This window comes from Citrobacter sp. Cpo012, from assembly GCF_030333015.1.
Classification (GTDB): Bacteria; Pseudomonadota; Gammaproteobacteria; order Enterobacterales; family Enterobacteriaceae; genus Citrobacter; species Citrobacter portucalensis.
In genome coordinates this window covers 165,079-191,460 of record NZ_JAOWGR010000037.1, presented here as the reverse complement: position 1 = coordinate 191,460, position 26,382 = coordinate 165,079, and the positions used below count along the sequence as shown (strand labels likewise).

Sequence of the window (26,382 nt, the reverse complement as noted above, 5' to 3'; positions counted from 1 at the left end):
ATGAAAAAGACGAAAATTGTTTGCACCATCGGTCCGAAAACCGAATCCGAAGAGATGTTAACCAAAATGCTGGACGCGGGCATGAACGTCATGCGTCTGAACTTCTCCCACGGCGACTACGCAGAACACGGTCAGCGCATCAAGAATTTGCGCAACGTTATGAGCAAAACCGGCAAGAAAGCCGCAATCCTGCTCGACACCAAAGGTCCGGAAATCCGTACCATCAAACTGGAAGGCGGTAACGACGTTTCCCTGAAAGCGGGCCAGACCTTCACCTTCACCACCGACAAATCTGTCGTAGGCAACAACGAAATCGTTGCTGTAACTTACGAAGGCTTCACTAAAGATCTGTCTGTCGGCAACACCGTTCTGGTTGACGATGGTCTGATCGGCATGGAAGTTACCGCCATCGAAGGTAACAAAGTTATCTGTAAAGTGCTGAACAACGGCGACCTGGGCGAAAACAAAGGCGTTAACCTGCCGGGCGTTTCCATCGCGCTGCCAGCACTGGCTGAAAAAGACAAACAAGACCTGATCTTCGGTTGCGAGCAAGGCGTTGACTTCGTTGCAGCGTCCTTTATCCGTAAACGTTCTGACGTCGTTGAAATCCGTGAGCACCTGAAAGCGCACGGCGGCGAAAACATCCAGATCATCTCCAAAATCGAAAACCAGGAAGGCCTGAACAACTTCGACGAAATCCTCGAAGCGTCTGACGGCATCATGGTTGCGCGTGGCGATATGGGCGTTGAGATCCCGGTTGAAGAAGTTATCTTCGCGCAAAAGATGATCATCGAAAAATGTATCCGTGCACGTAAAGTCGTTATCACTGCGACCCAGATGCTGGACTCCATGATCAAAAACCCGCGTCCGACCCGCGCTGAAGCCGGTGACGTAGCGAACGCCATCCTCGACGGTACCGACGCAGTAATGCTGTCTGGCGAGTCTGCAAAAGGTAAATACCCGCTGGAAGCCGTTACCATCATGGCGACCATCTGTGAGCGTACTGACCGTGTGATGACCAGCCGTCTGGACTTCAACAACGACAGCCGCAAACTGCGCATCACCGAAGCCGTTTGCCGTGGCGCGGTTGAAACTGCTGAAAAACTGGACGCGCCGCTGATCGTCGTCGCAACCCAGGGTGGTAAATCCGCTCGCGCAGTACGTAAATACTTCCCGGATGCCACCATCCTGGCGCTGACCACCAACGAAACTACCGCGCGTCAGCTGGTGCTGAGCAAAGGCGTTGTTGCACAGGTGGTTAAAGAAATCAGCTCTACCGATGATTTCTATCGTCTGGGTAAAGAAGTCGCTCTGGAAAGCGGTCTGGCTCAAAAAGGTGACGTTGTGGTTATGGTTTCTGGTGCACTGGTTCCGAGCGGCACCACCAACACCGCATCCGTTCACGTGCTGTAATAATTCCATCGCGAATTAATTTGCTAAAAAAAGCGCCCTGGTGGCGCTTTTTTTATTTTATCGATAGCCACAATTAATAAAAAATCAAATCGGATTTCACTATCTAATCCGTGATTATCTAAGATGAATCCGATGGAAGCTTTCTGTTTTCACTCGGGTTTTTAGCCGTTTTTGCACAATTCGATGCTTCTTTGAGCGAACGATCAAAAATAAGTGCATTCCCATCAAAAAAATATTCTCAACATAAAAAAGTTTGTGTAATACTTGTAACGCTACATGGAGATTAACTCAATCTAGAGGGTATTAATAATGAATCGTACTAAACTGGTACTGGGCGCGGTAATCCTGGGTTCTACTCTGCTGGCAGGTTGCTCCAGCAACGCTAAAATCGATCAGCTGTCTTCTGACGTTCAGACTCTGAACGCTAAAGTTGACCAGCTGAGCAACGACGTGAACGCAATGCGTTCCGACGTTCAGGCTGCTAAAGATGACGCAGCTCGCGCTAACCAGCGTCTGGACAACGCAGCTACTAAATACCGCAAGTAATAGTATCTGTGTAATAAAAATGGCGCACATTGTGCGCCATTTTTTTTGCTCTGAACTCCCCTTCCCTGTTATTGCGTAGCGCGCACCTCAGCATCTCCTCCCGGCACGCCATTTTGCGCAGACTTCACTTCTGGCCCATTGCTCGCGACCGATGCTTGCCCGGCAGTGACGGTGACCGGATAACCTGCACGACGATACAACGCCCTTTCCACCAGACTGTTATCCACCGCTTTATTGTCTTTAAACTGGGTAAAACCGGCTGGCAGCACATACGGCATGGTCTGGACGTTTTGTTCCTCTTCCGGCGACAGCGGTCGATGCACTTCGACATATCTCATGCCGTTCGGCTCAATCGAATATTTTATCGGCTCATTAATCACCCTGACCGGCGTGCCTGTGCGGACCTGAGCAAACAGTGCTTTAATGTCCGGCGCGTTCATGCGAATACAACCAGAACTCACACGCAGGCCCACGCTGTCCGGCGCGCTGGTGCCATGGATCAGATACTCACCGTTTCCATGCGCCAGACGCAGTGCAAAGCGTCCTAACGGGTTATTTGGCCCGGCAGGTACAACAGGCGGTAATGTGATGCCGCGCTCCAGAGAGCGTTTACGGATGCCTGGTGTAGGGGTCCAGGTAGGATTTGGGATTTTCTGCCCAACCCGGGTTTCCATTACCGGCGTTTCCAGCCCCTGCAAACCGATACCAATTGGGAATACCTGAACAATATTCTCTCCCGGCGGGAAGTAGTACAGACGCAGTTCCGCCAGATTCACAATAATGCCTTCGCGTGGTGCATCCGGCAGCAGTAATTGTGAGGGAATAGTAATCAGGGTTCCGGGTTTAGGTACGGGGGCAATAGTATTGTTGGCTTCAAGGATCAGCATGGCAGCGGTATCAAACTTACGGGCTATCGCCTGTAGGTTTTTATCGCCTTCCTGCACGGTGTAGGTTTGGTTTTGCCCAACAAGGCGGCTGTTCGCCTGGGGCAAAGGATAATCGACCGCCCATGCGGCCTGAATAGCGCTGTAAGCGCCGATTAGCATTAACGTAATAACAGACGCGCGTTTCATACTCACTCACCCCCCCTGGCGTTCTTGCCGGACGGCGGCGAGCGCCCAATCCGGCTTACGAGTCACTGCGTTGCCTTACACGAACGCTTTCAAGTCGGTCTGAAAGTTAACGTGTTTTATCAGTTTAGCTAAGAGTTGCGGCTTTGGCGCGAATAGCCCGAATCATCGCCTCCAGCCCTTGTGAACGAGACGGCGTGAGGTGCTGTGCGAGCGCCATTTTTTCAAACCACGGACGCACATCAAAATTCACAATATCCTGGGCCGTCATGCGATCATACAAAATGAACACCACGGCAATAAGTCCTTTCACAATTGCCGCATCACTGTCGCCCTGTAATTCAATAATCCCTTCGCCATTCTGGTTCATAACAATCCATACCTGACTTTGACATCCCTGGATGCTATTTTCCGGGCAGCGTAAGTCGTCGTTTAATTCCGGCAAACGCTGACCCAGCTCAATAATGTACAGGTATTTCTCTTCCCAATTAGCGCAACGCAGAAAATTACGCAACAACTTTTCTTTATCCGGTAGCGCAGCCATAACGCCTCCCTGTTAGCCCAGTAAGTGATGAATACGCTTGAGGCCCGTTACCAGGCGATCCACTTCTTCATGGGTGTTGTACATTGCAATCGACGCCCGGCACATAGCAGGAACGTTATAGTAGGCCATCAGCGGCATAGCGCAGTGATGCCCCGTCCGCACGGCTATTCCATAGTTATCAAGAAAACTGCCGACGTCAAAGGCGTGATGTTTACCAAGGTTAAATGCAATCACACCCAAGCGGTTATCCGGTCCGTAGAGTGTCAAATCCGGCACATCCGCCAGCTGCTCCAACGCATAGCGCATCATGAACTGTTCATATTCGCTGATTTCAGTAAGCCCCAGTGCTGAAACATACTCAATAGCCGCGCCGAGTCCGATAATACCTCCGGTATTTGGCGTTCCGGCTTCAAAACGCCAGGGGGCTTTAGCCCACGTTGTTCCCTGACTCAAACTCACCGTCGCAATCATTGAACCACCGCCTTCCCAGGGTGGCATCTCCTGCAACAGCGACTCTCTGGCATACAGAACGCCAATACCGGTTGGTCCATAAAGTTTATGCCCGGAGAAAACATAAAAATCGCAATCCAGTGCCTGGACATCCACCTGATGATGCATCACCGCCTGTGCGCCATCCACCAACACTTTTGCGCCGTATTGATGCGCCAGCTCAATCATTTCCGATAACGGGTTCTCGGTACCCAACACGTTAGAAACGTGGGTAATCGCCAGCAGTTGCGTACGATCGTCAAACAGCGTCGGCAGCGTCTCCAGCTGCAACGTACCATCGGCATTGAGCGGAATAACGCGCAGCTCTGCCCCTACGCGGGCACACAGCATCTGCCAGGGCACAATATTGGCGTGGTGCTCCATTTCGCTGATGATAATGTTATCGCCCGCTCGCACATTGCTGCTGCCCCAGCTGTTCGCCACCAGATTGATGCCTTCCGTCGTACCACGAACAAACACCAGCTCTTCCGCTGAGCGGGCGTTAATAAACAACGAGGCAAGCTTGCGCACATTTTCCATTTTTTCCGTGGCCTGGGCGCTCAGCGTATGAATACCGCGGTGGACCGCCGCATAGCCGTGACGATAAAACTCGGCCTCGGCATCAATCACCTGATTGGGTTTTTGCGCGCTGGCAGCGCTGTCCAGATACGCCAACGGTAAACCGTTCACTTCACGCGTCAGGACCGGAAAGTCAGCCCGTACTTTTTCAATGGGAAATGTCATGCTGCGCCTCCCGGCAAGCGTTGGGCGATCCGTGCCAGTACCTGTTGTTTCAGCGTTTCATCGCCCAGGGCTTCCGTCAGCTCAGCGGCAAACGCATAGAGAATCATGTGTTGAGCATCCTGCTGGCCGATCCCTCGCGAACGCAGATAGAACATCTGTTCGTCGTCGATCCGCCCTACCGTCGCCCCGTGGCTGCATTTCACATCGTCGGCGTAAATTTCGAGCTGTGGCTTGGTATCCACCTCCGCCAGCTTTCCGAGCAACAAATTATTGTTGGTCATCTGACCGTCGGTTTTGATGGCGTGCTGGGCGACGTTGATCAGACCATTGAAGACCGCTCGTCCCTTATCGCTGACAATCGTTTTATGCAGCTGGCGACTGTTGCAATACCCTTTGTTGTGCTCAAGCCAGGTCCGTGTATCACAGACTTCATTTTTCACCGGCATCGCCAGACTGTTCAGCCGAAGCGTGGTGTTTTCACCGTTAAGCTGCGTACTGGTGTTATGGCGCAATACCGCATCACCAAGCAAGAAACTGTGGCTAACGGCAGTAGCATCCGCGCCCAATTGAATGTCATTATGCGCGAAGTGGTGACTAAACGGATTTTCGAACGCCAGTTTGATATGGCGCAAATGGGCGTTTGCCGCGACGTTCATCGTTAAGCGTGCGCCGGTGAAATGGCGACGCTCGCTGAGGCTGGCATAGTGTTCAATGACGGTGGCTTCTGCGCCTTCCGCTAGCTCCAGATGGTGGCGATAGTGCGCCGTATTCACCTCATCGCCCGCCAGCCCCTGGGTTATGTGCAGCAGCAGCAGCGGTTTCGCGGGGCGCTGGTTACGCTTCACCTGAATGTGCGTTACGCTACGGGACAGGCTTTCGGTAAGGTGCAAAAACACTTCCGGTTGGATAGCCGCTGGCAGCGCCTGGCGCGCATCGTCAATGGTAATGTCAAAACCGCTACCGTCTGTACTGTCGCTGAGCGTCGGAGAGAATTGTCCGTCAACAAACACCAGTCGTACAGCATCAATTGTCGGCGACAACGCTGCACATTGGGCTGACGTTATCTCAGCGACATGACTGACAAACTGGCTGTTGGTTAATCCCTCCAGCGGCGTGTATTTCCAGTCCTCATGCTTCCGCGTTGGCAGCCCCAGACGCAGCATCTGTTGCAAGTGCTGCTGCGCATGGTGTGAGCGTGTCTCCCCTTGCGTCTCAAACAGATGATGCCACTGTTGCAGCACGTTACTGCTGTTCGCTAAGCCAGCCATAACCTTGCTCCTCCAGTTGTTTGACCAGCGTAAAATCACCGGACTTCACAATTCGCCCCTGGTAGAGAACGTGAACAAAATCGGGTTTGATATAGTCCAGGATGCGCTGATAGTGAGTGACGATAATGAATGAGCGTTTCCCGTCACGCAGCGAGTTCACGCCATCCGCAACGATTTTCAGCGCATCAATATCCAGCCCGGAGTCTGACTCATCAAGAATGCACAACTGAGGCTCCAGCACGGCCATTTGCAGAATGTCATTACGTTTTTTCTCACCGCCGGAGAAACCGACGTTTACCGAGCGCGTGAGCAAATCCTCCGGCATCTTCAGCAGCGCTATTTTCTCTTCCATCAGATCCTGGAAGTCGAATCGATCCAGCGACTCTTCGCCACGGTAACTCCGCACCGCATTCAGCGCCGTTTGCAGGAAAAACTGGTTACTGACGCCAGGGATTTCCACCGGATACTGGAATGCCATAAAGATCCCTTCACCGGCCCGGTCTTCCGGCGACAGTTCCAGTAAATCCTTGCCGTTGAACTCTACCGTTCCGCCAGTGACGTCGTAGTCTTCCCGTCCAGCGAGAGTTGCGGAAAGCGTACTTTTCCCCGAACCGTTTGGTCCCATAATGGCGTGAACTTCTCCGGGTCGAACCTCAAGGCTCAACCCACGCAGGATCGCCTTATCTTCCACACTGACCTGTAAATCTTTGATGCTTAACATGTGCTTTCCTTAAAATTTAACCGACGCTGTGCTCAAGACTTATGGCGAGAAGTTTTTGCGCTTCCACAGCAAACTCTAGCGGCAGTTCAGAGAACACGTCTTTACAGAAACCATTCACGATCATCGAAATGGCATCCTCTTCACTGATGCCGCGCTGCAGGCAGTAAAACAACTGGTCTTCACCAATACGCGACGTGGTGGCTTCATGTTCAAGCTGGGCGCTATTGTTACGACACTCCACATACGGGAAGGTGTGTGCCCCACAATCCGCACCGATCAACATCGAGTCGCATTGGGTATAGTTGCGGGCGTTAGTAGCGGTCGGCATGATTTTCACTAAGCCGCGATAACTGTTCTGGCTGTGTCCGGCGGAGATCCCTTTCGAGATAATGGTCGATTTGGTGTTTTTGCCAATGTGGATCATTTTGGTGCCGGTATCGGCCTGCTGATGTCCACTGGTCAGCGCGACGGAGTAGAATTCGCCGATCGAGTTGTCGCCACGCAAAATGCAGCTTGGGTATTTCCAGGTAATGGCCGAGCCGGTTTCCGACTGCGTCCACGACATTTTGCTGTTTTCGCCTTCGCAGAGTGCGCGCTTGGTGACGAAATTCAAAATACCGCCCGTATTGCCATCGCCGGGAAACCAGTTTTGCACCGTGGAGTATTTCACTTCGGCATCTTTGTGAATGATGACTTCCACCACCGCCGCGTGTAGTTGGTAACTGTCGCGCACCGGGGCTGAACAGCCTTCGATATAGCTGACGTAGCTGCCCTCATCCGCAACCAGAATGGTGCGTTCAAACTGCCCGGTTTTTTCCGCATTGATACGGAAATAGGTCGACAGCTCCATTGGGCAACGTACGCCTTTCGGTACATAAATAAACGTGCCGTCAGATGCCACCGCCGCATTCAGCGCGGCAAAGAAATTGTCATTGCCGGGGACAACCGTGCCCAGGTACTGTTTTACCAGCTCAGGATGATCGTGAATGGCCTCACCGAACGAACAGAAAATAATGCCCTGCTCCGCCAGTTTGTCGCGATAGGTGGTCGCTACCGATACCGAGTCGAAAATAGCATCAACCGCCACTTCTTTGCCTTCACGTACCGGCACGCCAAGCTGTTCGAATGCGTCCTCAACCTCTTTGCTTAAAAATGCATTCGCGCCCGTTTGCTGTACCGCTCCCGGTTCGGACGCACAGGTTTCATCGCAGTTACCGCAGGAAGGTGCGGAGTAATAGCTATACTCCTGATAATTCAGTTTGTCGTAATGCGCTTTAAGCCAGTGTGGTTCTTCCATGGTCAGCCACGCTTTAAAGGCATTCAGGCGAAATTCCAGCATCCAGTCGGGTTCATTTCGTTTTGCCGAAATCGCGCGCACGACATCTTCATTGATCCCTTTTGCCAGCTCATCGGTTTGCAGTTGGGTGAAGAAGCCCTCTTTGTAATTAAGGTGCCCGCCAGCCCAGGTGTTGACATCGTCAGTTGCTTCAGTATTACGAGACATAGTACCGCCTATACCCCAAAACTTTCGCCACAGCCGCATTCGTTCTGGGCTTTCGGGTTATGAAATTTAAATAACTGGTTTAATCCTTCGCGAACGAAATCGACTTCTGTACCGTCAATGAACGGCATCGCCTGCAACGGCACATAAAGTCTGGCGCCCTCCGTTTCAAACAGCAGATCGTCTTTTTCGGGTTGGCGGACGGTATCCAGCACGTAGCCGAATCCCGCGCACCCTGTTTGCTTCACACCTAGACGCACACCCAACATGTCAGGTTGCTTTGCCACCAGTTCACGGATATGCGCCGCAGCCGCTGGCGTTAACGTCAGCCCACGCCAGGCAAAATCGTCCGGGTTAAATGTTCCTGAATGCAATTCCATAGAGTTACCTCGAGTCACTAGCTTTTAAGCTATAACACCATGTTAGTGATAATGATTATCACTTCAACCCCTCAACAGCAGGGGCATTCGGGTTAATCGCCCTTTCTGACTACTTTTACTAAGCATAGACCCTGCAGCGAGGGTTTACAGGGATGGATTATTTTGTTCAATGCATTGATTAATAATGGATTATGAAAATCCAATCGTTCAGTCAGGTCAAATGACAAAAGATGTATAGAAAATGTCTATTTAAAGGATAGGTGGGGATGAAGGTAGGGAAAAACAATTCAAATAATAAACAAACAACAAAAAACCCTTAAGTCTGCTTGCTGGCAGGCTTAAGGGTTCCGGCCCCATCCGGCGCTTATCTCCGGCACTCATATTGGCTTAGCTCTTGAAGGGGCGATAAGAAGAATCTCATACACCGATTAGTTTTTTTTAACACTAATTGCGGTTTGACTCTTTTATAAACGCGTTCAATCACATATTTAACGCTGTGCCTCACTGAGCGTGTCCAGCAGCAGGCGTAGCCCTGCGGGTTGATGTTCACGTGAAAGGTACAAACCATAAATCGGCAGGCATTTAGGTTGAAGTTCTGGCAGTAATCGAATTAGCTTTCCCTGCTCCAGCCCTTCCTGCGCCTCCAGCTCTGGCACCAACGCGATCCCCATTCCGGCCACCGCCGACTCGCAGAGCAGCGAAGAGATCCCTGCACTCAAATTCCCTTTGATTGCAACGGAGACAGACTGCCCCTGAGGATCCAAAAAGTGCCAGGATTGCCCGGCAAAACCGCTGTAGTACAGGCAATTGTGCCGTGTGAGATCGTCGATTGTCTCAGGTGTGCCATGTTGATGCAGATAATCTGCAGACGCGCAAAGCACCGATTTACAGTCGCCCAACCGACGGGCAATAGTCCCTGGCTCTGGATTATCTGTTATGCGGATCGCCACATCGATGCGTTCCCCCACAAGGCTTACCGGTTGATTATTGATCTCCACCTCAATACGTAATTGCGGATATTGCGCCATAAACGTCGGCAGAACCGGAGCAAGAATATGCATCGCGGTAAAATGGGCGCAGGCTACACGTAGCGTGCCGGAGGGAATTTGCGCGGCACTGGCGGCACCAATATCCAGCGAAAGTTGCGCCAGAGAACGTGTTTTCACTAATGCCTCTTCACCCGCTGGCGTGATCGTCAAACGACGCGATGAGCGATGGATAAGCCTTGCGCCTGCCCATTTTTCCATCTCGTCGAGATAACGACTGACCATCGGACGGGAAAGCCCCAACGCACGCGCGGCTGCGCTCAGGCTACCCAAATCACAGATATGGTTGAATACCGTTGCCGCCATCACTCTGTCCATTGTTCCCATCCGATCGTTTTATGAAACTCAGCATGTCCTAATGAGGGAATTCTAACAGATCCGAATATCCTTAAAATACGGGAACTATCAAATGACAATTTCCTGCACAAGGTTACCTGGTATGAAAGTTAAAACTCTGGCCCTGCTGTTACCTCTGTTTGCGTCTTCAGCTTTCGCCGCGCCACTACAGCTGGACGTCTATAATCCACAGGATAAGGCTATTTTCCCGGTTTCTTCGACGCTGGTGTCTGGCCCAAAAGAGGCGATTTTGTTTGACGCCCAGTTCAGTACCAAAGATGGCGAACAACTGGTGCAAATGATTCGAGCCAGCGGTAAAACGCTGAAGGCTATTGTGATCACCTCCGGCGATCCGGATTTCTATTTTGGTTTGCAGCCCATCGTTGAGGCCTTCCCACAGGTAAAAGTCCTGGCAACGCCGCAGGTGGTAGACCATATCCGCGCCACCAAAGAGGCCAAGCTGCAGTTCTGGGGCCCGCAAATGAAGGACGGCGCACCAACATCGCTCACCGTTCCGCAGGCGACTACGCAAACGCAGTTCACGGTTGATGACGAAACGCTGGAACTGCGTCACGCCAACGATTATGCAGCGTATATCTGGATCCCGGCGAATCGAGCCATTATTGGCGGCACAGGCGTGGCTTCAGGTATTCACGTCTGGACGGCGGACACACAGTCTGAACAACAACGTAGTGCATGGCGTAGCGTACTGAGCGAAATGCAGAGCTTACAGCCCACTCAGGTGGTACCGGGTCATTACATTGGCGACCGCCCAACCGGTGATAAAGCTATTCGCTTCACCCAGGACTATTTGCAGTCGTTTGAGCAGGCGCTAGGGGCGAAAAAAGGATCGGGTTATGTGATTAAAACCATGACGGCAGCATGGCCAGGCCTTGCAGACGTAAGCTCGCTGGAACTAAGTGCAAAAGTTAACAGCGGCGAGATGAAGTGGTAATGAAGATTTAAGGCAAAAATAACCCCGAACGCGTGTCGGGGTTTCGTTACGATAAGCATACCGGAATCAATGAACGCCCATGCGCCAGGCAAAATAGATCTCTTCTTTCAGTTCAGTGGAAGAGAGCGCCAACAGATCTGCAAACTCCAGCTCAAGCTGTTTTAGCCTTTTCAGGTACTGAGCCGGTGAAAGATCGGTTTTATCACGACGTAAAAATTCTATTGCCAGTTGGGCAGGGTCTAATTGGGTAGACATATCATCCTCGCTTGTGTTCAAAACCTGCACAGTATAACACCATTCCCTGTGCAGATAATGACCAAAAGCAATATGCATCACAAAATTGCGGTCGTCAGACGCGACGTGCAGCACAATCGACCCTGCTCATCGAAGATTTCTATTTGCCACACCTGGTGACGAGAACCTGTATGTAACGCGCGACATACGCCCCTGACGAGCCCTTCCCGTGCAGAACGGATATGGTTGGCGTTGATCTCCAGGCCCACCACTTTCTGCTCACCCTGAGTACACAAGTAGCCAGCTACCGAACCAATGCTTTCCGCCAGCACCACGGATGCGCCGCCGTGTAACAACCCAAAGGGTTGTTTGGTGCGATGGTCCACCGGCATCGTAGCTTCCAGCGTATCGTCGCCAATGTGCACAAAACGAATATCGAGCAACCCAACCATATTTCCTTCACCCATGGCATTGAGCGCCTCGAGTGTGACTTCACGTTTCCAGATCATCCTATAATCTCCAGCAGTGCCTGTAATGGGTGGCGAACGCCCGTACCTTCAACGCGTTTAACCTGGCTGCGACAGGAGTACCCTGTAGCCAGACAACGGTTACGTGGCAATCGTTGCATTGCCTGGTGCCATGATAACTCATAGATACCCAATGAGTTTTGGTGATTCTTCACTTCGTGACCGTAAGTGCCAGCCATACCACAGCACCCCACGCTGACGTTCTCCAGCTTTGCGCCAAAGCGAGCAAAAATAGCCGCCCATTGTGCAGGCGCGCCCGGTAAAGCCGTCACTTCGGTACAGTGGCCAAAGAAGTACCACGGTTCACCGCCAACAGCGACTGACTGCTGTGTTTCCACAGTTTTTGATAACCATTCGTTGGCCAGCAGCACATGGAAATCACCCCGCTGTTCTCCCAGCGCCAGCTTGTATTCATCGCGATAACAAAGCACCAGCGCCGGATCAACACCCACCATCGGAATATTCAGCTTCGCTACCCGGTTAAGAAACTCGGATGTCTTTTTCGCCGTTTTGGCAAAACGGTTTAAAAAGCCTTTAATGTGCTGCGCCTTGCCGTTTGGCGAAAACGGCAGCAGTACCGGCTGCATACCCAGTTTTTCTACCAGACGTATAAAATCAGCCACCACCTGCGCATCGTAATAGCTGGTGAACGGATCCTGTACCACCAGCACCGTGCGGGCTTTTTGCTCGAGGCTGAGTAATTCGAGCTGTTCCAGCGTCATATTGGCAGAACGATGCCCCACCAGTTGGCGTTGCAGCGACGGCGCAGACAACAGCGGTAAATCAACCATTCCAATGTGCTTTTTAGCCAGATTTCGCACCAGCGGCTGATTGATGAAGAAGTTAAACGTTTTAGGCGCCCGCGCCATTAGCGGTGCATAGCTCTCAACGGTCGCCACCATATGATCGCGCAACGGGCGCAGATAACGCGTGTGGTACAGTTGCAGGAAGCGTGAGCGGAACTCCGGCACATCAATTTTAATCGGACACTGTGTGGAACAGGCTTTACACGCCAGGCAACCTGACATCGCCTCTTTTACTTCGTGCGAGAAATCGTATTCGCCCTTGCGTGCATGCCAGCTGTTGCGGGTACGGGTAATCAGCGTGCGTAAACTGGCGCGTTTCTCCGGTAGCTCTTTTTCCAGTTGCACAGGATCGATCCCGCGATCGGCCAACAGACGCAGCCATTCACGTACCAGCGTAGCTCGCCCTTTCGGAGAATGGATACGGTTAAGGCTGATTTTCATCGACGGACACATGGGGCTTTTCGCATCGAAGTTAAAGCATAACCCGTTGCCATTACACTCCATTGCCCCACGCCACTCCTGGCGTACGGCCAGCGGGATTTGACGGTCATACGTTCCGCGTTTCACCGCGTCCACTTTCATCATCGGCGCATCAACGTCCTCCGGTGGACAGATTTTGCCGGGGTTGAGCCGGTTTTGCGGATCAAACACCGATTTCACTTTGCGCAGTTCACGATACAGTTCATCACCGAAAAACGCCGGACTGTATTCCGCACGAAAACCTTTCCCGTGCTCACCCCACAACAAACCGCCATATTTTGCCGTCAGCGCGACGACATCATCAGAAATGCGTTTCATCAGCACTTCCTGCTGCGGGTCGCACATATCTAAAGCCGGCCTGACGTGCAGCACGCCAGCATCCACGTGGCCGAACATACCGTAACTCAGACCATGGCTGTCGAGCAGCGCGCGAAACTCGGCAATATAGTCAGCCAGATGCTCCGGAGGAACGCAGGTATCCTCGGCGAACGGAATGGGCTTCGCGGAACCTTTTGCATTGCCCAGCAGACCGACAGCCTTTTTGCGCATGGCGTAAATTCGTTCGACGCCCGCCAGTTCGGTACATAGCTGCCAGCCAATAACGCCCGCTTCCTGGCGAGCGATTAACCCATCCAGGCGTTCGCAGAGTGCGCTGACTTGCGAATTAATCAAGGTTTCGTCGTCACCGGCAAACTCGACAATATTCAGGCCCAGCATCTCTTTATCCGCGACATCGGTAATCAGTTCGCTTACCGAGTGCCAGACGATGTCTTCACGCGCCAGATTGAGTACTTTGGAGTCGACGGTTTCTACCGACAATGCGCGCGCTTCCACCATCACCGGCGCGTTACGCAACGCCGAATCAAACGAATCGTACTTAACGTTAACCAACTGTCTGACTTTGGGCAGTGGCGTGATATCAAGGCGGGCTTCGGTGATAAACGCCAGCGTACCTTCAGAGCCGGTAAGAATGCGGGTTAAATCAAATTCGGTCATCTCATCGTTAAAGACGTGCCGCAGATCGTAACCCGTCAGGAAGCGATTAAGTTTCGGGAATTTATCCATGATCAGCTGTCGGTTATCACGACAACGCTCATAAACGGTCTTATAGATACGGCCAATCGTGGTATTGCTTTTACCCAGCATTTCGGCAAGCTCGACCGGCATGGGCTGGGTATCCAGAATATCACCGCCCATCAGCACCGCACGGATGCCCAACACATGATCGGAAGTTTTACCGTAAACCAACGATCCTTGCCCGGACGCATCGGTGTTGATCATCCCGCCGAGCGTTGCCCGGTTACTGGTGGATAATTCCGGGGCAAAGAAATAGCCATATGGCTTCAGAAACTGGTTGAGCTGGTCTTTTATCACCCCGGCTTCTACCCGCACCCAACCTTCTTGCGGGTTGATTTCAATAATCCGGCTCATATAGCGGGACATATCAACAATAATGCCCTGGTTCAGCGCCTGACCGTTGGTCCCGGTGCCGCCGCCGCGCGGGGTAAAAATCAACGACGAGAATAGCGGTTCTGCCGCCAGACGGGCGATTAACGCCACATCTGCGGTTGAACGAGGGAAAACGACAGCATCAGGAAGCAGCTGATAAATACTGTTATCCGTCGACATTGTCAGACGATCGGCATAGCTCGTTGCCGTATCACCCGTGAATCCTTGCTGCTCCAGCGCCTGCAAAAAATTGAGCACCAGCTGAACGACACCTGGCGCCTGAGAAATTTGTGGAATCATTATAGTGACCCTTTCCTGCGGTCTGTGTTGTGAATTTAATCGTTTGCGTGTTGCTTTGTTTGTTGTATCACATTTTTTTCTAATACGCTCAGCAGATTTACAGGCAGAATCCGCCTGTTCAAAACCGCTGAAATTGCTCATCATTATAGAGTGTGATTAACGTGTTCACGTCGCGTCAACGTTCTGGCGCAAAGACAAAGGTGAAAAGTATTTATGGTAAATTTCCGTCAGCCCAGGGATATTGCACAAGTGCTGCTATCGGTGCTGTTTTTAGCCATCCTGATTGTGGCCTGTCTCTGGATTGTTCAGCCCTTTATCCTCGGTTTTGCCTGGGCAGGTACGATTGTCATTGCGACCTGGCCTATCCTGCTACGCTTACAAAAATTGCTCTGGGGACGTCGTTCACTTGCCGTACTGGTGATGACACTGTTGTTAGTGCTGTTGTTCATCATCCCTATCGCGCTGCTGGTTAACAGTATCGTCGATGGCAGCGGGCCGCTGATCCATGCCGTAACCGCAGGTGATATGACGCTACCGGATCTGGCTTGGTTGAACAGCATTCCACTGGTGGGTGCCAAAATGTATGGCGCATGGCACAGTTTACTGGATATGGGCGGTTCGGCCATTATGGCCAAGGTTCGTCCTTATATCGGTACCACCACCACCTGGTTTGTCGGTCAGGCCGCACATATCGGCCGCTTTATGATGCACTGTGGTCTGATGCTGCTGTTCAGCGCCCTGTTGTACTGGCGCGGTGAACAGGTCGCATTAGGTATTCGTCACTTCGCTTGCCGTCTTGCCTCAAAACGTGGCGATGCTGCCATTCTGCTGGCCGCGCAAGCCATTCGCGCCGTCGCATTGGGCGTTGTGGTCACCGCTCTGGTGCAGGCAGTGCTCGGGGGAATTGGTCTGGCGGTAACCGGCGTGCCTTACGCCACGCTGCTGGCGGTATTGATGATCCTGTCTTGTCTGGTGCAACTGGGGCCGTTGCCGGTGCTGATTCCGGCCATTATCTGGCTGTACTGGACGGGTGATTCAACCTGGGGCACGGTTCTGCTGGTGTGGAGCGGCGTGGTCGGAACGCTGGATAACGTTATTCGACCGATGCTGATTCGTATGGGTGCCGATTTGCCACTGATCCTGATTCTCTCCGGGGTCATCGGCGGACTGATTGCCTTCGGCATGATTGGTCTGTTTATCGGTCCAGTAGTGCTGGCCGTTTCCTGGCGTCTGTTCTCCGCCTGGGTAAACGAAGCCCCTGCGCCAGGTACCAATCCAGATGAAATCCTCGAAGAAATTGCTGAAATCGAACGCAATAAGTAATCCAACATCAGGCGGCAGCGCCGCCTGATTATTTAACAATACTAATCAATCCTCCTTCTTGCGGGATTAGACCCAACCTCGCCCTTCTTTAAATAATCATTTGTGTCGCAAATTCTTTACAGTTTTTAAACTATTGAGATGAATCTGATCGACGTAAAAAATCACTATGCCTACTATTAGCTCATGGCTTTAGATCAACACATTGATTTATAAGCATGGAAATCCCCTGAGTGAAACAACGAATTGCTGTGTGTAGTCTTTGCCCATCTCCCACGGTGGGCTTTTTTTTGTCCTGATTTTCTTATCAGAACCAGCAATTACGGGGTTTGAGAGATTATAGGTATTAAGGGTATGCGATTACCTGTGAGCCTTTTGTGTACCATTTGTGTGCTATAAGGGTAAATCAGGCGAGTGTTACAATAATTTTCTAGCGGGAATTTTGGCGGGGATATCTCAAATTAAACCTAAAAATCCCTCCACACCGTAAGGCCATGAAGGGATGATTTTTCGTGTTAACGGATTAGCGCGTTGACCAGTTCCCCATTGATTTATTAATGCCGCCTTGTCGATTCGAATTGACGTTTTGTTGCTTGATATAATTTTGCATGAATTTATCAAGTGCAATTCCTAGTTTTTGCGCATCGCCGCCACTGGCATTTACCTTACTATCCACACCTTTATTACCATTATCATTAATGGTGATATTGATTGTTGGCGCAGTCGAACCCAATCCACCACCTAAATGAGTTGCTCCCAGTTTAGGAATTTCAGGTACAGCAAATGAATTCGCCGCTTGAGACGCTAGGCTTGATGATGAACCGAACCCCATTAACCCGCCAATGTAATCATTCATTGGCCTCACAAGCCAATTTTGAACCATATACTTTTCTTCCATCACGGCGATATTTTTAAAGAATTTCTCAAAATCTGTCGTTCCGGTCGTTAGAAAATCAGTTAAATCATCTGTCATTAAATCAAGTGATTTGCTCCATACAGTGGCCTGTTGCGCTGCAATATCATCAACTTTCTCATCGTAGTTTTTCCACGCTTCTTTCATACCAGCAACAGCGGAATGTAAACTATCTTCATAGCTTTCAAATCCGTCTTGATTGGCCTTTAATACTGAATCGCGCTGGTTCATTATTTTGGTAATTTCAGAATCGAATGCTGAATTATTCGCGCTTTTACCTTGACGGCGGCGCAGCTCATTTACCCTATCAATCATTTTATCAAACTGTTGATTAATCTGGTCTTGCGATTGCTGAAAATCATAAGCATCATGACTTAAATCGCTGAAAGGTTGCATTTTAGAACCCCATCGACGATTAACAGAATTCAACAAGGATGATGATTGTTCGTCAATTCCATAGATTGATGATTTTAATTGTTCCAGTGCTCGCTGTGCTTTTTCAGCGGATTTTTCGGCTTCTGTTTTTCCGGTGTGAGTGCCGAATGATGGATGATTATAAACACTAAAATTATGGTAGGCTTTAGTCCGGCTTAAATCAGGCGACTTAACAGAATCAATTGATTTCTGAATTGCTGCATTCGCCTCTTTATTGGCATCAATAATAGTATCTTTCTTTTGCTTAATTCCATTTAAGATTTTCTGCTGTGTTTGTACTCCAGCGGCTGAATACCCCAATGAACCCATCCCCATATATTGCAAGGTTGTATCCCACCAAGAATCCCCATCTAATTCATGTTGGTTTTTCTGTGATTCACGTAATTCATTTTGCGCCCCCTGCATTAACTGTGTAATCATATCAGCGCCAGCGGCTTTATAATTACCACTTTGAATATCATTATTCACTTTATCAAGTAAGCCGTCACCCATTTTATAAAGTGCGGCATAACCCTTTGTTGCATCAGTCTGTGTTTCTGCAAGGATTTTTTCTAATGCCTCTGTTTGTTTATCACCGAATTCCTGTTGATATTGAAGAAGCATCGAACCATTCTTTTTCAAAAAACCAGGCGTTAATCCAGAATTTAGTGCATTAGTAACAAATTCTTCTTTAACTTCCCTTGAAGCGTCTTTAACAGTTTGTAGCCCATTAACGATTTCATCAATTCTACCGGAAAATAATGCACCAGCATTTCCAGATAATATTGCTGATTGCTGTAAATCCTTTTGCGCTTGTGCGGCTTCCTGTATGCTTTCGGTTAGTGCCTCGATGCCCTCAACGGCGGCTGTAAGCCCCATGACGATGCCAGTAGAGGCAAGACCACCGATACCAGCAGAACCCATCATGATAGCCGCAGAACCGCGCAGATTAGCCCAACGCCCTGACATAAGTTCATGCCCCATGACGCCTAATTCACGTTGCGCGTTATGATTCTCTTTAACTCCATTTATAAAATTAGACCACCAGCCTTTACCCGCTTTTTCGCCATCATTTATAATCTCGTTAGTAATAGAGTTTTGCATAGATTGAAAATCACGGGTAATATTACCCATCAATCCACGACGCATCCCATCCCCCAAATTCTGAGATTTAAATGAATCAGCCATTTTGTCAATATTGCTAGTAACACCCTGTGCGGATTTTGACAATTCATCAAGCCGTGTCGTTGCATCTTCCACTTGCGACGTATCGAAAAAACCTAATTCAGCATCTGTACCTGACATTTTATTTTACCTCTTTAATGTGTATTTGTTCGCTACGCTCACGCCCTGACGGGCTGGTGAGGTGAAGAAAAGGAAGTTTTTAAACCTTGTGTTGGAGTGATTTAATGTGATGGGGTTAAATCCCTTAACCCATACAGCATATGATTTTAAATATAATTACGCCATTACACGTCCTGATAATTAATGCCCCTGCCTAATTAACATTTTGCGTCGTTCCTTTTGCTGATTCTTTTTTAAGTCCTCCATATCAGCTTTTTCAGCATCATAATCATAAAATTTTTGGGGTGAGTATTTATATTCTCCCTTCAATTTACTGTTTCGTTCAAGACAAACATCAACGGCCTCCCTTCGAGTTGAGTATTTAAAAACAGGCTTGCTCTTTCCGTTGTAAAAAGAATTAAAAGCTAAAGATTCGGACTTCTTATGATAAACAACCGTCCAAAATACATAATCTTGATTCATATTAATTAACCTCTTTATTTGGTGTTATTCTTAATCATCAACTTTTTAAGAATTTCATAACGGTTATCCTTTTCCGTTTCTTCATCATCGTTTTTACTGGCGATTTGCTCTTGCTTATAAATTTCAACATCAACCAAATCAAGCATCGTTCTAACTACGACTTTTCGCTTGTCATTTGATTTATTTAAAATACTGATAAGAGAGCGGCGTTTGTCATTTGCCAATACCGTTGATGGAAATACTGATAAAGGCTTTAAATACGCATTACAATACATAGTGTCAGGGTTATCGCCATCCGTTTCAGGGTTAATAACAAACACCCCATAACGCCTTTTATCAATGCTCATTTTTAATATCCTTTCCTAATATGTGAAAAGCTATTACCATAATAACGAAAAGTGCAGTAATCATTTTGCATATCCTTGTTCAATATTCTGCTGTGCTAATAAAATATCATTCAGAAGATAGAGAACTAACTCTCCATGTTCGATAACATCCTTTTCGGTTAAGTCACTGCCAGTTGAGAAAAAACCCATTTTTTCATGCTTTGCATGGAAGCGCTGAACTTCTGCTTTATACTTTGAAATTGCTTCATCACGGCGTTCTGTCAAAAGTCTTTTGATTTCACTGTCGGTAAGTCGCATAAGCGTTTTTTTCTCGGTCATTTTCAATACTCCTATAAAATAATTAAATACGATTTTCATGGTGATATCCTTTGCATGGCATGGTTTAAATTCATTTTTATTTTGATGCTGCAATTTCTGATGGTAAACGGCTAATTAGCATTTTGATAATTGAATTTCTACTTAAAGGAATCCCATTTTTATTTTGGAATTCATTTTTATACGCTTCAATTATTTTTATTTCATCATCTGATAGATATACAGCTATTTTATTCTTGCAGTTATGCATGAATCATCCTCTTGTTATGGCGACAAGTTCATTCTATTATATAGACACACTACCCACAAGGGTAAGAAACGTTATTTTAGCCAACACTCAACCTAAGGGATCAAATAATGATCAAGCCTGTCAATAACTCGCCTACAAGCAAAGAAGAAGCACTCTCATTAGTCAGGCAAGCAGAAGCTAACCTATTGAAAGCTAACGAAAGATTGGATTATCTAACCCGAAAAACATATTTAATTCAATTAACCATAAATAATAAAATCTATTTCCTATGTGACGATGATTCTTTAACTCAAAAATTCGGCGGCGCAATTAAATTCAAGCGAAAATGCGATGCACAACAGGAATTAATGTTTTATCTGGAAAGAATTGATGCCGTGGGAAATCCAAATCTAAAAAGCGAAATTGTCATTGAAAAAGATTTGCTTAGAAATTTTATCTCACACACTGAGAAACAAATTAACAATTAATACCCTTCTAATTATCGGTTCCAATAATTACCAAACATAAAAAGCGGGCTATCATGCTCGCTTTATGGCTTAAGGATTAAAAAATGAAATTAATAAAAATGATTGCATGTATAACCCTTGCAAGTAGCACTTCAATTTTAGCCGGATGTGCAGCGGAAACTAATCAACAATCAAACCAGCAATTAGAATTGCACGACCTAATCAAGACAAGTGAACAAACCTTTTATGGGAAAAAAGATCAATCAGTGATTTGCAGAAATGATAATGATGAATCTTTTAATTTAGGATTTAATAACATTCAAGAATCTACTATGGGCGCATTTGCATACATACCAATTATAAATTTTGCTGCACCACTTTTTAGGAAAGACACAAAATACCAATACATTTCATATGGAGATCAAGCATCACCATATAATCATTTAGGGAAAATTTCTGTCGAAAATCAGGAGATGGATGTTTACAGGGATGATTGGGGATTCACCAAAAACAGGGGCAATTTACTTTATCTTTATTCCAGTAATGACAAAGTGATTCACGCATTTAGGACTGAAACTGGAGTAATACCAAAGTTGAGTAGTTTTTATTCATGTCGATAGCACTAGCAAATGCGAGGCCGTGTAATCGACACTAGCGGCCTCTTGTCCCTCGCCTAGCATTCACACCTTCTCACCTCTTGCACTTGCTGGCGGTACGGTTCCGGCGCAAATCTGAGGCATCTGGCATCATGCCTCTACCCACCCCATGACGACCACCAGCCACGCCATGATTGTTCAATTTGCGGCCTACGGCTTCACAGGGATCATCAGTAAGCGTTGAAGCACAGAGACATACAATCGCATTACCTGACAGCCGTTAACGTCTCAGAGCAACTCCGAAGGCCGAATTATTAAAGAAAGCCTATATTCCTTATCTCTCTTGCTATTGAGTTATTGAGATATGTTGTTGCTTTATTTTTTATATCCATTTCCTTTAATGATAAATAACCTTTAACTCCATGAACAATTTTAGAACGTAGTCTATAGATTTCTTTAAATTGAATTTTTATTTCTTTCCGCTCAGCCATGTTTTTTCCAATCAGATATGAGCACCTATCAGCAAGAATATTTGTTAATCCTCCTTCATAATCATCATCACCGAAAACAGACTCAAGTCCCATACAAACTTGCAGGAAAGACATAGTGGCATCATCGGTGATTTCCGACTGCATAAACCAATCAATAGCAGCCTTTATTCGCTCACCTTCCCTTGTTTTATCTTTAATTAGTAGATCAGTAATATATAATGCTTTTTCTATATCATCAGATTTATCATTTCCCGCGTATTCTTTTGTCACCCTCAGCTCCTTTAAATACTTGCTAACTGATATGGACAATACGGAAAATGATTCAATCTCCGGAAAGTCAACACTTCCAATATTAGCCCGAATGACAGGTACATCATGTTTTTCCTGCATTCCAAACCAATCCCATCCATTATGAATACCGCTACCTCTCTCTTGTTTAACAACATTAAATGTCTTAAGAAAGAAAAGCAATATATTCACTTTTAGTAAAACCTCCTTCATAAATACATTCTCTTCATATACAGAAAAGCAGCCACTGCCAATTATAGATAGTTGTGAATAATATTCATATTCCTTTTGCAATCCTATTTTCATTGATTTCTCTTTGTTAATATTTAAATCAAAGTGATCAAAACTATCATATCTGAAATCAATGTTGCTAAGTGGTATTTTTACTTGGTAATTCATGGGCAATGATAAGTAAATATCCATTACGAAATTCACAGCATTTTCAAAAACCTCTCTGTCTACCCTATCAAAACTAATGTTTTCTTTTTTTTCATCAAATCCTTGACGCTTAGAAAATGCATTTACAGCATCCATATAGATTAGCATACATCCAATTGCATCTGTCTTAAAATCCAACTTTCTTTTGTTCAGCTCCAATGAAATCTTTTCAAACAAAGACAAATTATAATCAAACCTTGTACTACCGAAGATAACACCAGTATTGGTCAGTAAGCCAGTGATTATCGCTCGCAATTTTTCTGCTGATTTAGGGTGAATTTCTTTATTCATTATCAAGTTCCATAATTGACATTTTCAATAATCTTAAAACCCTTCCAAGAAAAAAGATAGTTATTAAATGTGTCAAATTCAGTATGCAATTGTTCGCTACGCTCACGCCCTGACGGGCTGGTGAGGTGAAGAAAAGGCGTGATTCAAAACCTTTATCTCTACCTCATCACGCCGTAGGCGGTGGAGCGAAGCGGAACAATACTTAATTAAGTTGGCCTGTGAAATTCGTATTTGTTAACTAGTACATAAATACAAATTAATTAATATCTATTACGCACACGCGCGCGGCATGGCCCACACCGCAATCAGACACATTAAAAACAAAAATGCGCCCCCTAAATTAGAGACGCATCGATTAATTTAAACAGGTTTTCGAATTACACGATTTATCGGAGAACCATCTTTTTCAAAATACCTAGAAGGCCAAATTTCTTGAGGTGAAACGCCAATTGCATTTGCAATAATTAATTCACCTCTAGGCCAATCTCGATTTAAGGCATTTAACAATGTGCCATCAGATAAACCATGTTCACGGGATAATCCCGCCATACTGATTTTCTTTTTCTTTAATGCGGCAAGAATATCCGCTTTGTGCCAGTCTGTTTCCTGCATACCCGTTCCTTTTGGTGGTGAATCGAAACGTGGTTTGCAGTACCAGCTAACACCCACTGGCGAGTCTTTCGACTCCCACGTTCCGACCCACCATAGAGAAACTACGGGTGAGCAAGACCGAGCCATTCACATAAGTGAATAGCGTGGTGTTAGTTGGGGCTGCAAATCCCCATCAGCGCCCTTTTCGCACTGACATGTCGAATCTACCACATATCGAAATTGGCGGGAAGCCTAGCGCCGCAAGGGTTTACATGAATTGCTTCCTACTTTTCCAGATTCATTTCCAAATGGTATGGCCCTACAAGCCGCGCCACATCTCACTTTTCCTGTTTATCCGGTTTTTCCGACATTATAAGAGATGAGAAGCGGTCATTTTCTTAGGGATATACATAGGTAATGGGGTACTCCCTTACCCTTCACATAACACAGGGGCATGGGTATGTATTAAGGGATTCTATAAGAGGCTTTAACCCTATACTGGAAATCTCGGAAATCTGGAAAAAACGCATGGCGTCGGGTATTACAGGCAATTAAATTCTGGAAACGAATCTGGAAAAGCCGGAAATCTACCCACCTCCAGCTAAGCCACCTCTAGCCTGTGCAAATTTCACTCAATTGAAAATATTTTAATTTTATTTTTTCCCTTATATATCAAACTGTTCACTATTAAAATCAGTCCCCTAATTACCCATCCGTTCCCAGCGCCATGCGGTTTCCTGCCAAATTGTTGACAACAAGTAAATCAATGACTTACGTCATCACCATGTTTGACTACCCTATCCAACACGGGTAAAGTTATTTGCATCAAAGCGAGATATATTCCTTCTATTAAGATAATAGATTAACTGAATAGATAATATGGAGCACACAAAATGATTACGCTTAATTTATGCGCGGATAACTCACGCCATTTTTCAGAAGATAAAATCAACAATAAAGAGATCTTATTGCTATTAAACATAACGACTCAAGAATTTAGCTCAGCGAGAAAATGGAGGCCGGAGGATTTCCCAAAAGGTGTAAGGTGTGGGAAATCAATTTATTATTCAAAAAAAGAAGTAATTGAATTTTTTGGAAGATATGGATACAGGCCAAAAGACGCCCCAGCTAAACCAACTATTGTGGCGGCTAAACTCAGGTAGAGCGGAGTTAGAAAAATGAACGGGTTTAACAGTAAAAATGCCCAGCAAATTAATAATAATCAACAACAATTACGCATGGTTATTGATTATAACGCACAGCCTTATGATGGTGATTATGATGAATTTGATAATCGCGTTGGCCCACTGTATAAATTTATTAAAGATGACGTAAAACCTTTACGCATTTATATTGACCCAAACGCAAAACCAGATATTCCTGATGAATATGGTTTTGTTAAATGTTACGACCGAATGGCGATTGATTGGAGTGCAAAGCCGACTTTATATATGGCGGTTGATTGGGATTGTCAGCCTTATTATGGTGAATGGGATGAATTCGATAATAAAATTGAATCAGCGCCAGTAAATAATTTTGGTCAGTCTGCGTTCAATTCTGGCAATCAGCAACAAGATGTACAGAAAACATCACTACACATTAATTCTTCAACACTAGTAATTGATAATGCTAATAAACCCAAGGCAGAATCATTGGGCAAAGATAAAAATAACGAAAGCGATGAGTTATGCGGTTTAGGTCAATATATTTATGAGTGTATAAATGGCGCTGGTCGAAGAGAATTAAAACCAGCATCAAAAATGGCTGCATTACAGGCATTATCAGCAATGTCACCAAAGATTAAAGGCTACAACAACGTAACAATGGGATTGCTTACTTTTACTGTTTGCGAGTCAGGCGCAGGTAAAGAAAAACCACAAGAATTTTTTGATGATATTGCGGTATCTGCTGGAATGGCAGCGGCTGATGCACCAACATCAAATAAAAGTATTTACATGGATATCTTTCACGGTAAAGGGCGCGCGGCATTTGTGGTTGATGAAGTACATGAAATGCTAAATGGGATGCGCGGTATAGGTTCAAAAAAATCTGAACATGCTAACGGAATGGAAGGAAGTATTTTAAAATTATCTACAAAACACTATGCAAAATTATCTCCTACCTATGCAAAAGAGATTTGTAACTCTATAACGAATGAAATCAATTCAGCTAAGAAGCGAATTGAACAATTTAAAAAAAACTTAGATGAAGACGGGAATGTAATAAATAAAGATATCGCTGAAAGCAGAATTGATAAGATTCAAAAATCTATTGAGTACAAGAAAGAAATGATTAAGAAGATTCGCTCAACTAAAAGAATCGATGACATACGCTTAAATTTATTTGGCTCATCCACTCCGCGAGAAATGAGGCCGCATATTAATAAGCGTTCAATACAGAGTGGTTTTTTAGGCCGAGTAATTATGGGATGGAGTGACAAGGTTAATCCATTGCGTGAACCATACTCAACAGAAATGGAAAAAGAAATGATAATGAATTATGCGGAATGGGTTTCAAGCAGGGAGGGACAAATCACAACCGACAATGAATCAAAGCGATATCTTGATGAAGTAATGTTAAATTATGATACTCAGCAATATAGGGAACATAAAGATTATGCACCTTTATATCGAAGGGTTTATGAAAACACATGCAGAATTGCGTCACTGCTTGCTGTTGGGAATTTTGATTTGCAAATAACTTTAGCACAAGCAAAAGCAGCATTTAAAATTGTTCTGGATAGCCTCAATGCCATTATTACACTGTGTGAAGCGAGCGGTAGCGAATCGGAGCAATATGAATTCGAAAATGAAATAGAAGCAAAGGTTTATACTGTAATAGATAAAAATAAAAACCAACATGGGTACTGTTATCTTAGTATTCTGCGTGACAAGTTATTTAATGGTAAGAAAATTAGCAGCATGTTAAACCGCTTTAAGCTAACCGTTGAGCGATTTATGAATAAACTTGTTTCATCAGATTATTTATCTATTGCTGATGCAAATAAAAAGCCAGCGTATAAATTAGAACCAGCGGGAATCAATAGAATGTTAACGTTAATTGGGGCTACCTAGTTAATAACATCAAATTTATACCACCAGCATCA

At 46.4% G+C, this 26,382-nt stretch carries 26 protein-coding genes and 1 other RNA gene; 9 read left to right on the top strand and 18 right to left on the bottom strand.

All coding sequences use genetic code 11. The annotated features are described in order from the left end of the window. Positions 1-1,413, top strand: coding sequence for a pyruvate kinase PykF (gene pykF, locus OGX90_RS10820; protein WP_003029366.1), 1,413 nt, complete (start codon positions 1-3; stop codon positions 1,411-1,413). A gap of 309 nt (positions 1,414-1,722) precedes the next feature. Next, entirely contained in the window at positions 1,723-1,959 is a 237-nt protein-coding gene (gene lpp, locus OGX90_RS10815) for a murein lipoprotein Lpp (RefSeq protein ID WP_003029373.1), read from the top strand. A 68-nt stretch (positions 1,960-2,027) separates the two neighbouring features. Here the strand turns inward: lpp and ldtE are convergent, their stop codons facing one another. From ldtE to OGX90_RS10775, 8 genes are all read right to left on the bottom strand, one after another. Continuing rightward, complete coding sequence (gene ldtE, locus OGX90_RS10810) at positions 2,028-3,032, bottom strand: L,D-transpeptidase LdtE (protein ID WP_032943210.1); 1,005 nt, start codon at positions 3,030-3,032, stop codon at positions 2,028-2,030. 124 nt (positions 3,033-3,156) lie between these two features. Further along, positions 3,157-3,573, bottom strand: coding sequence for a cysteine desulfuration protein SufE (gene sufE, locus OGX90_RS10805; RefSeq protein WP_003832654.1), 417 nt, complete (start codon positions 3,571-3,573; stop codon positions 3,157-3,159). Positions 3,574-3,585: 12 nt separating this feature from the next. Continuing rightward, a complete protein-coding gene (gene sufS / locus OGX90_RS10800) occupies positions 3,586-4,806 on the bottom strand; it encodes a cysteine desulfurase SufS (RefSeq protein WP_008784609.1) in 1,221 nt (406 codons plus the stop codon). Beyond that, on the bottom strand, positions 4,803-6,074 hold the full coding sequence (sufD, locus tag OGX90_RS10795) for a Fe-S cluster assembly protein SufD (RefSeq protein WP_032943209.1): 1,272 nt from the start codon (positions 6,072-6,074) through the stop codon (positions 4,803-4,805). The genes sufS and sufD overlap by 4 nt, the downstream gene beginning before the upstream one ends. After that, positions 6,049-6,795: a Fe-S cluster assembly ATPase SufC gene (sufC, locus tag OGX90_RS10790; protein ID WP_003832649.1), complete on the bottom strand. Its 747-nt coding sequence runs from the start codon at positions 6,793-6,795 to the stop codon at positions 6,049-6,051. Before sufC ends, sufD begins: the two co-directional genes overlap by 26 nt. Before the next feature lie 16 nt (positions 6,796-6,811). Further along, positions 6,812-8,299, bottom strand: coding sequence for a Fe-S cluster assembly protein SufB (sufB, locus tag OGX90_RS10785; RefSeq protein WP_020996440.1), 1,488 nt, complete (start codon positions 8,297-8,299; stop codon positions 6,812-6,814). 8 nt (positions 8,300-8,307) lie between these two features. After that, on the bottom strand, positions 8,308-8,676 hold the full coding sequence (sufA, locus tag OGX90_RS10780; protein ID WP_003832645.1) for a Fe-S cluster assembly scaffold SufA: 369 nt from the start codon (positions 8,674-8,676) through the stop codon (positions 8,308-8,310). Positions 8,677-9,164: 488 nt separating this feature from the next. Further along, positions 9,165-10,040 carry a LysR family transcriptional regulator gene (locus OGX90_RS10775; RefSeq protein WP_048214311.1) on the bottom strand — a complete coding sequence of 292 codons (876 nt, stop codon included), beginning with the start codon at positions 10,038-10,040 and terminating at the stop codon, positions 9,165-9,167. A 121-nt stretch (positions 10,041-10,161) separates the two neighbouring features. On the opposite strand from OGX90_RS10775, the gene OGX90_RS10770 reads away from it, so the two are divergent. After that, a complete protein-coding gene (locus tag OGX90_RS10770; RefSeq protein WP_032943195.1) occupies positions 10,162-11,013 on the top strand; it encodes a Vmh family MBL fold metallo-hydrolase in 852 nt (283 codons plus the stop codon). A 66-nt stretch (positions 11,014-11,079) separates the two neighbouring features. Here the strand turns inward: OGX90_RS10770 and OGX90_RS10765 are convergent, their stop codons facing one another. The 3 genes from OGX90_RS10765 to ydiJ all read right to left on the bottom strand — a co-directional run bounded on the left by OGX90_RS10765 (position 11,080) and on the right by ydiJ (position 14,809). Then, a complete protein-coding gene (locus OGX90_RS10765) occupies positions 11,080-11,268 on the bottom strand; it encodes a YdiH family protein (RefSeq protein WP_003030540.1) in 189 nt (62 codons plus the stop codon). Between the two features lie 77 nt (positions 11,269-11,345). Next, positions 11,346-11,756: a 1,4-dihydroxy-2-naphthoyl-CoA hydrolase gene (gene menI, locus OGX90_RS10760; RefSeq protein WP_008784603.1), complete on the bottom strand. Its 411-nt coding sequence runs from the start codon at positions 11,754-11,756 to the stop codon at positions 11,346-11,348. Continuing rightward, entirely contained in the window at positions 11,753-14,809 is a 3,057-nt protein-coding gene (gene ydiJ, locus OGX90_RS10755; protein WP_267452055.1) for a D-2-hydroxyglutarate dehydrogenase YdiJ, read from the bottom strand. Before ydiJ ends, menI begins: the two co-directional genes overlap by 4 nt. A 213-nt stretch (positions 14,810-15,022) precedes the next feature. Between ydiJ and ydiK the strand changes: the two genes are divergently transcribed. Together ydiK and rprA are read left to right on the top strand one after the other, a co-directional pair. Continuing rightward, positions 15,023-16,132, top strand: coding sequence for an AI-2E family transporter YdiK (gene ydiK / locus OGX90_RS10750; RefSeq protein WP_003832632.1), 1,110 nt, complete (start codon positions 15,023-15,025; stop codon positions 16,130-16,132). Positions 16,133-16,315: 183 nt separating this feature from the next. Next, positions 16,316-16,423: antisense sRNA RprA (gene rprA / locus OGX90_RS10745), an RNA gene on the top strand. Between the two features lie 229 nt (positions 16,424-16,652). Here rprA and OGX90_RS10740 read toward each other — a convergent pair. The 5 genes from OGX90_RS10740 to OGX90_RS10720 all read right to left on the bottom strand — a co-directional run bounded on the left by OGX90_RS10740 (position 16,653) and on the right by OGX90_RS10720 (position 20,135). After that, the gene (locus OGX90_RS10740) at positions 16,653-18,761 is read right to left on the bottom strand and encodes a phage tail tape measure C-terminal domain-containing protein (protein WP_286623794.1); all 2,109 of its coding nucleotides are present in this window, start codon (positions 18,759-18,761) and stop codon (positions 16,653-16,655) included. Positions 18,762-18,941: 180 nt separating this feature from the next. Further along, the gene (locus tag OGX90_RS10735) at positions 18,942-19,223 is read right to left on the bottom strand and encodes a hypothetical protein (protein WP_286623793.1); all 282 of its coding nucleotides are present in this window, start codon (positions 19,221-19,223) and stop codon (positions 18,942-18,944) included. A 14-nt stretch (positions 19,224-19,237) separates the two neighbouring features. Then, complete coding sequence (locus OGX90_RS10730) at positions 19,238-19,570, bottom strand: hypothetical protein (RefSeq protein WP_286623791.1); 333 nt, start codon at positions 19,568-19,570, stop codon at positions 19,238-19,240. 60 nt (positions 19,571-19,630) lie between these two features. Then, entirely contained in the window at positions 19,631-19,927 is a 297-nt protein-coding gene (locus OGX90_RS10725) for a hypothetical protein (RefSeq protein WP_286623789.1), read from the bottom strand. A 37-nt stretch (positions 19,928-19,964) separates the two neighbouring features. Further along, positions 19,965-20,135 (bottom strand): hypothetical protein, encoded by a 171-nt coding sequence (locus OGX90_RS10720; RefSeq protein WP_286623787.1) that lies wholly within the window; start codon positions 20,133-20,135, stop codon positions 19,965-19,967. A 107-nt stretch (positions 20,136-20,242) separates the two neighbouring features. On the opposite strand from OGX90_RS10720, the gene OGX90_RS10715 reads away from it, so the two are divergent. Further along, positions 20,243-20,602, top strand: a complete 360-nt coding sequence (locus OGX90_RS10715; RefSeq protein ID WP_286623785.1) for a hypothetical protein — start codon at positions 20,243-20,245, stop codon at positions 20,600-20,602. Positions 20,603-20,685: 83 nt separating this feature from the next. Next, a complete protein-coding gene (locus OGX90_RS10710; RefSeq protein WP_286623783.1) occupies positions 20,686-21,201 on the top strand; it encodes a hypothetical protein in 516 nt (171 codons plus the stop codon). A 290-nt stretch (positions 21,202-21,491) separates the two neighbouring features. On the opposite strand, the gene OGX90_RS10705 is transcribed toward OGX90_RS10710, so the two are convergent. After that, on the bottom strand, positions 21,492-22,685 hold the full coding sequence (locus tag OGX90_RS10705; RefSeq protein ID WP_286623781.1) for a HEPN domain-containing protein: 1,194 nt from the start codon (positions 22,683-22,685) through the stop codon (positions 21,492-21,494). A gap of 360 nt (positions 22,686-23,045) precedes the next feature. Continuing rightward, positions 23,046-23,297, bottom strand: coding sequence for a helix-turn-helix domain-containing protein (locus OGX90_RS10700; RefSeq protein ID WP_258735676.1), 252 nt, complete (start codon positions 23,295-23,297; stop codon positions 23,046-23,048). A gap of 872 nt (positions 23,298-24,169) precedes the next feature. On the opposite strand from OGX90_RS10700, the gene OGX90_RS10695 reads away from it, so the two are divergent. Continuing rightward, the gene (locus OGX90_RS10695) at positions 24,170-24,439 is read left to right on the top strand and encodes a hypothetical protein (RefSeq protein ID WP_286623778.1); all 270 of its coding nucleotides are present in this window, start codon (positions 24,170-24,172) and stop codon (positions 24,437-24,439) included. 15 nt (positions 24,440-24,454) lie between these two features. After that, the gene (locus tag OGX90_RS10690) at positions 24,455-26,350 is read left to right on the top strand and encodes a DUF3987 domain-containing protein (protein ID WP_286623776.1); all 1,896 of its coding nucleotides are present in this window, start codon (positions 24,455-24,457) and stop codon (positions 26,348-26,350) included. The last annotated feature ends 32 nt before the right edge of the window (positions 26,351-26,382 follow it).